This window comes from Streptomyces sp. NPDC059861 (genome assembly GCF_042731435.1).
In the GTDB taxonomy this organism is placed as follows: Bacteria; Actinomycetota; Actinomycetes; order Streptomycetales; family Streptomycetaceae; genus Streptomyces.
This window is the reverse complement of the sequence record NZ_JBHWJQ010000006.1, coordinates 241,720-247,719: the sequence shown is the minus strand read 5'-3', so window position 1 is coordinate 247,719 and position 6,000 is coordinate 241,720. Positions and strand designations below refer to the sequence as shown.

Sequence of the window (6,000 nt, the reverse complement as noted above, 5' to 3'; positions counted from 1 at the left end):
GCCACCCGGACGATCTGACAGCCGGAAGCCGTCAGCTCGGCGATCTGCTGGAGCGTGGCCCCGATGTCCGACGTACGCGTCGTCGTCATCGACTGGACGGAGACCGGGGCGTCCCCGCCGACCGGCACCGTGCCGACCTGGATCTGCCGGCTCTTGCGGCGCTCGGCGAGCTTGGTCGGAACGGACGGCATGCCGAGAGAAATCGCAGTCATCTGCTGTGCAACCCCAAGTCGTGGATCAAGATCCGGTCCCGTCAGCAGCGGGCTCCAGGCTTCGAGATTACGGCACGCCTTCGGGCGTCAGCACATCCCGCCCGGTAAACCCACTCGATGGAAGGCGGCCCGGCACACACCGTGCCGGGCCGCCACCAACTGCGCATGACTAGGAGATTCTCACCGGGTTGACCACGTCGGCGATGAGCACCAGGATCGTGAAGCAGATGAAGATCCCGGCCACCACGTAGGCGACGGGCATCAGCTTCGCCACGTCGAACGGCCCCGGGTCCGGGCGTCGCAGCACCCTCGCCAGGTTCCGCCGCAGCGACTCCCACAGCGCGCCCGCGATGTGACCGCCGTCGAGCGGGAGCAGCGGGAGCATGTTGAACAGGAACAGGGAGAGGTTGAAACCGGCCACCAGCATCAAAGCCATGGCCAGCTGCTGGGTCGGCGGGATGTCGAGGGTGAAGATCTCGCCGCCGACGCGGGCCGCGCCGACCACGCCCATCGGGGAGTCCGGCTCACGCTCGGCGCCGTCGAAGGCGGCGTTCCACAGGGCCGGGATCTTGCTGGGCAGGGCGGCGAGGGAGTCCACGGCCTCGTCGATCCGGTCGCCCATCCACACCAGGGACTCGTCGAAGTCCTGCCGGACGACGCCGGTGGCGGCGCTGAAGCCGAGGAAGCCGGCGCTGACGTACTCGCCCTGGACGATCTGGCCGTCGGAGTCCTTCTTGGCGACCTGGTTGGTGGCGATCGTCGCCTTCAGGGTGACTTCCTCACCCTTGCGGTCGACGACGATCGGCACCTCCCTGCCGGGGTTGGCGCGGATCAGGTCGGAGAGCTCGTTCCACTCGTCGGTGCGGACGCCGTCGAAGGCGACGATCTTGTCGCCCGCCTTCAGGCCGGCCGCGGCGGCCGGGGAGGGCTTGTCGGCCGAGGTGCACTTGTCGCGGTTCTCGCTCTGCGCGATCACGCACTGGGAGACGGAACTGACGCTGGTGGTCTGCTGCGAGATGCCGAAGCCCATCAGCACGATCAGGAAGAGCACGACCGCCATGACGAGGTTCATGAACGGGCCCGCGAACATCACGACAACCCGCTTCCACGGCTTGCGCGTGTAGAACATGCGCGCCTCGTCGCCGGGGCGCAGCTCCTCGAAGGCGGCGGAGCGGGCGTCCTCGATCATGCCGCGCCAGGGCGAGGTGGAGCGGGCCTCCATGCGGCCGTCGGGGCCGGGCGGGAACATGCCGATCATGCGGATGTACCCGCCGAACGGGATGGCCTTCACGCCGTACTCGGTCTCGCCCTTGGTGCGGGAGAAGATCGTCGGGCCGAAGCCGACCATGTACTGCGGGACGCGGATGCCGAAGAGCTTGGCCGTGGACAGATGCCCCAGCTCGTGCCACGCGATCGAGATCAGCAGGCCGACCGCGAACACGACTATGCCGAGGATCATCATCAAGGTCGTCATGCACGCGCCTCCGCGGTGGCTGTCTGCGCCGTAATTCCGGTCTGTGCCGTCAGTTCACGGGCCCGGGCGCGGGCCCAGGTCTCCGCTTCGAGGACGTCCGGCACGGTGAGCGAGGTTCCCGTGCCGGGGGTGCCGTGCTCGTCCACGACCCGGGTGACGGTCTCCATGATCCCGTTGAACGGCAGCGCGCCCCTCAGGAAGGCGTCCACACACTCCTCGTTGGCGGCATTGAACACCGCCGGGGCGGTGCCCGCGAGCTCTCCCACGTGCCGCGCGAGGTCGACGGAGGGGAAGGCGTCCGTGTCGAGCGGGAAGAACTCCCAGGTCGACGCCGTGCCCCAGTCGAAGGCGGGCGCCGCGTCGGGGACGCGCTCGGGCCAGCCGAGGCCGATGGCGATGGGCCCGCGCATGTCCGGGGGCGTCGCCTGGGCGATCGTGGATCCGTCCGTGAACTCAACCATCGAGTGGACATACGACTGCGGATGCACGACCACCTCAATGCGTTCGAAGGGAATGTCGTACAGCAGATGTGCCTCGATGACTTCGAGACCCTTGTTGACGAGGGTCGCGGAGTTGATCGTGATCACCGGTCCCATCGCCCAGGTGGGGTGGGCCAGGGCGTCCTCGACGGTGACGTTCGCGAGCTCCGCCTTGCTCCGGCCGCGGAAGGGGCCGCCGGAGGCGGTGACGACGAGCTTGCGCACGTCCGCGCGGGTGCCCGCGGCGAGCGACTGGAAGAGCGCCGCGTGTTCGGAGTCGACCGGGATGATCTGGCCCGGCTTGGCGAGCGCCTTGACCAGCGGGCCGCCCACGATGAGCGACTCCTTGTTGGCGAGCGCCAGGGTGCGGCCCGCCTCCAGGGCGGCGAGGGTCGGAGCGAGGCCGATGGAGCCGGTGATGCCGTTCAGCACGGTGTGGCAGTCGGAGCCGGCGATCCGGGTGGCCGCGTCCGGTCCGGCCAGGATCTCGGGAAGCGGCTCTCCCGCGCCGTAGTGCGCGGTCAGCGCCTCCCGCAGCGCGGGTACGACGTCCTCGCGGGCCACGGCGACGGTCTGCACCCGGAGCCGGTGGGCCTGCTCGGCGAGGAGGCCGACGCGGCCGCCGTTGGCGGACAGGCCGGTGACCCGGAAGCGGTCCGGGTTGCGCAGGACGAGGTCGATGGCCTGGGTGCCGATCGACCCCGTGGAGCCGAGGACCACGACGTCCTTCGGGCCGTCGCCCGTCACCGGGTCGTAGACGAGGTGCGGGTCTGCGAGAGGGGCTGGGCTGTCGCTCATGCCCCCATTGTTGCCGCAACGGATGCCCGGCCGGAGCAGGGTGTCCCTCACGCGGGTGCCCGCCGCTTCCGGCGTGCCCGTTCCCGACCGGATGGACCCGGTTTCCCCATCTGTGAAGCCGACGTGAAGACCCACGTCATCACACTTCACACCTGGCCTGGGGAACCACGGCCACCGGACGACATCCTGAGGGATGCCTCCCTGCGCATACGCGCTGTTTCAGCCCTGCCCGCGCTCGCGGGCGCAACGGCGCTCGACGGCGAGTGGGTGGAGATCAAGTGGTGCTGAAGCGCCACGACGAGTGCGGGTGCTGACCCGCACTCGTCGCACGCCTGCCCTCACCTGATGGGTCGGTGCAGATTCTCCTTCCGGGACGGACCGGGGGTCGCGTCCGCGATCCACGGACCGTCGCCCGAGGGGTCGACGATCCCCTGCTCCAGCCACTCGTAGCCGCCGGCCAGGACGTTCTTGACCACCTTGCGGTCGAGGTCGTCGGTGTTGGTCCACAGCCTGCCGAAGAGCTCGTCGACACGGATGCGGGACTGGCGGCAGAAGGCGTCCGCGAGCTGGTAGGCCTCCCGGCCGTGCTCGCCCCGGCTGCGCAGGAGTTCGGCACGCACGCAGGCCGCGCTCATCGCGAACAGCTCGGCGCCGATGTCCACGACCCGGCCCAGGAACCCCTGCTTGGTCTCCATCCGGCCCTGCCAGCGGGACATGGCGTAGAAGGTGGACCGGGCCAGCTTGCGGGAGGTGCGTTCGACGTAGCGCAGATGCGGCGAGAGGTCGATGCCGTGCTTGAACTCCCCGTACGACGCCGGGAGCTGGCCCGCTCCGGCCACCAGCTTCGGCAGCCACTTGGCGTAGAAGACACCGGCCTGCGCGCCCGCCTTCGCCTTGTCCTGAAGGGACTTGTCCGGGTCGATCAGGTCACCGGCGACCGAGAGGTGGGCGTCGACCGCCTCGCGGGCGATCAGCAGGTGCATGATCTCGGTGGAGCCCTCGAAGATGCGGTTGATCCGCAGGTCCCGCAGGATCTGCTCGGCGGGCACCGCGCGCTCCCCGCGCGCCCGCAGCGACTCGGCGGTCTCGAAGCCGCGGCCGCCGCGGATCTGGACCAGTTCGTCGGCCATCAGACAGGCCATCTCGGAGCCGTAGAGCTTCGCGAGGGCGGCCTCGATGCGGATGTCGTTGCGGTCCTCGTCGGCCATCTGGGACGACAGGTCCACCACGGCTTCCAACGCGAAGGTGGTGGCCGCGATGAACGCGATCTTCGAGCCGACCGCCTCGTGCAGCGCGACCGGTTTGCCCCACTGCTCGCGGGCGGCCGACCACTCGCGGGCGATCTTCAGGCACCACTTGCCGGCGCCGACGCACATCGCGGGCAGCGACAGCCGGCCCGTGTTCAGGGTGGTGAGGGCGATCTTCAGGCCCGCGCCCTCGGGGCCGATCCGGTTGGCGGCCGGGACGCGGACCTGGTGGAAGCGCGTGACGCCGTTCTCCAGGCCGCGCAGGCCCATGAAGGCGTTGCGGTTCTCGACGGTGACGCCCTCCGAGGCGGCCTCCACGACGAACGCCGTGATGCCGCCCTTGTGCCCCTCGGACTTCGGCACACGGGCCATCACGACCAGCAGATCGGCGACGACGCCGTTGGTCGTCCAGAGCTTCACGCCGTCGAGGACGTAGTCGTCGCCGTCCGGGACCGCCGTGGTGGCCAGACGGGCCGGGTCGGAGCCGACGTCCGGTTCGGTCAGCAGGAAGGCGGAGATGTCGGTGCGGGCGCAGCGCGGCAGGAAGATGTCCTTCTGCTCCTGGGTGCCGAAGATCTTCAGCGGCTGCGGTACACCGATGGACTGATGCGCGCTCAGCAGCGCGCCGACGGCCGGGCTGGCGGAGCCGACCAGGGCGAGGGCCTTGTTGTAGTACACCTGCGTCAGGCCCAGACCGCCGTACTTCGTGTCGATCTTCATGCCGAGGGCGCCGAGCTCCTTGAGCCCGTCGATCACGTCGTCGGGGATGCGCGCGTCCCGCTCGATGGTGGCGGAGTCGATCTTCGTCTCGCAGAAGTCGCGGAGCTTGGTGAGGAATTCCTCGCCGCGCTGGGCGTCCTCGTCGGGGGGCAGCGGGTGGGGGTGGATGAGGTCGAGGCGGAAGCGTCCGAGGAACAGTTCCTTGGCGAAGCTGGGCTTGCGCCAATCCTGTTCCCGGGCCGCCTCGGCCACTTGGCGGGCCTCACGTTCGGTGACGGTTGGTCGGGTGGTGGGAGCTGCGGACATGAGGCTCACCTCGCCGTGAAGAGGGATCAAGGTCCGTATCGGTTACCGACGGGTGCTACCCGTTCGTATGTACCCGATCCCGGGCGGGGCCACCACCCCGCGCGCAGCCGATCGGCCCGATGTCGACGGAGTACGGCGGGCTGTCAAGGCGCCCCGGCCCTGGTGGATCCCGCTTCCGGGACGTCCGCGTTCGCCGCCGGCGCGCTTGCGCCGGTCGAGTGTCCGGGTGACGCCCCAGGACCGGGCCGTGCCGGTCAGGCAGCGCCCGGATGGAGACCCGCGTCGCGGGCGAGCAGCGCCGCCTGGACGCGGTTGTCGCAGTCGAGCTCGGTCAGGATGCGGCTGACGTACGTCTTCACCATGGCCTCGCTCCTGGTGCTGCCGGGCGCCGGCGTCGGAGGGGCCCTCACCGAGCAGGGCCAGCACGTCGCAATCCCGTGCGGTCGGGCCGGCCAGACGGCGCCGGGCCTCCTCGCCACGGGCGGCGGCACCGGGAGCCGCGAGGGTGGCCACCACGTGGCGGGTGACCGCCGGCGACAGACAGGGACGGACGGTGAGCACGGTCTCCCCGGCGGGCCGGGATGAGGAACCGTGCGGTGAGGGCGATGCCTGCTGCTTCCACGGGCAGACGACAGGCAGCGGGCGCGGGCGCACGAGCGTTTCACCGTGCGGCAGGAGGGCGTCCAGTGCAGCTGAGCCGTCGAACGCCCGGCACGACGACGGCCGGAGCCCCCGCACAGTGGGCTCCGGCCGTCGGGTCGGGA

General features: G+C 70.3%; 4 protein-coding genes and 1 pseudogene. All 5 read right to left on the bottom strand.

Features of this window, described 5'->3' with window-relative positions; translation table 11 throughout:
* Positions 1 to 212 (bottom strand): flavodoxin-dependent (E)-4-hydroxy-3-methylbut-2-enyl-diphosphate synthase (locus ACFV6X_RS08085; RefSeq protein ID WP_385379293.1); only part of this gene is annotated, 212 nt, incomplete at its 3' end.
* 169 nt (positions 213 to 381) lie between these two features.
* Positions 382 to 1,674 carry a M50 family metallopeptidase gene (locus ACFV6X_RS08080; protein ID WP_385379314.1) on the bottom strand — a complete coding sequence of 431 codons (1,293 nt, stop codon included), beginning with the start codon at positions 1,672 to 1,674 and terminating at the stop codon, positions 382 to 384.
* Between the two features lie 8 nt (positions 1,675 to 1,682).
* A complete protein-coding gene (dxr, locus tag ACFV6X_RS08075; RefSeq protein WP_385379291.1) occupies positions 1,683 to 2,963 on the bottom strand; it encodes a 1-deoxy-D-xylulose-5-phosphate reductoisomerase in 1,281 nt (426 codons plus the stop codon).
* Between the two features lie 338 nt (positions 2,964 to 3,301).
* On the bottom strand, positions 3,302 to 5,236 hold the full coding sequence (locus tag ACFV6X_RS08070; protein WP_385379289.1) for an acyl-CoA dehydrogenase family protein: 1,935 nt from the start codon (positions 5,234 to 5,236) through the stop codon (positions 3,302 to 3,304).
* 254 nt (positions 5,237 to 5,490) lie between these two features.
* Positions 5,491 to 5,776, bottom strand: a pseudogene (locus ACFV6X_RS08065) (response regulator transcription factor); the annotation flags it as partial.
* Between the last annotated feature and the right edge of the window lie 224 nt (positions 5,777 to 6,000).

Excerpts from the sequence above, each read along its gene's own strand:
- ACFV6X_RS08080 (WP_385379314.1), bottom strand. The coding sequence starts at position 1,674 with ATGATGATCCTCGGCATAGTCGTGTTCGCGGTCGGCCTGCTGATCTCG.
- dxr (WP_385379291.1), bottom strand. The coding sequence starts at position 2,963 with ATGAGCGACAGCCCAGCCCCTCTCGCAGACCCGCACCTCGTCTACGAC.
- ACFV6X_RS08070 (WP_385379289.1), bottom strand. The coding sequence starts at position 5,236 with ATGTCCGCAGCTCCCACCACCCGACCAACCGTCACCGAACGTGAGGCC.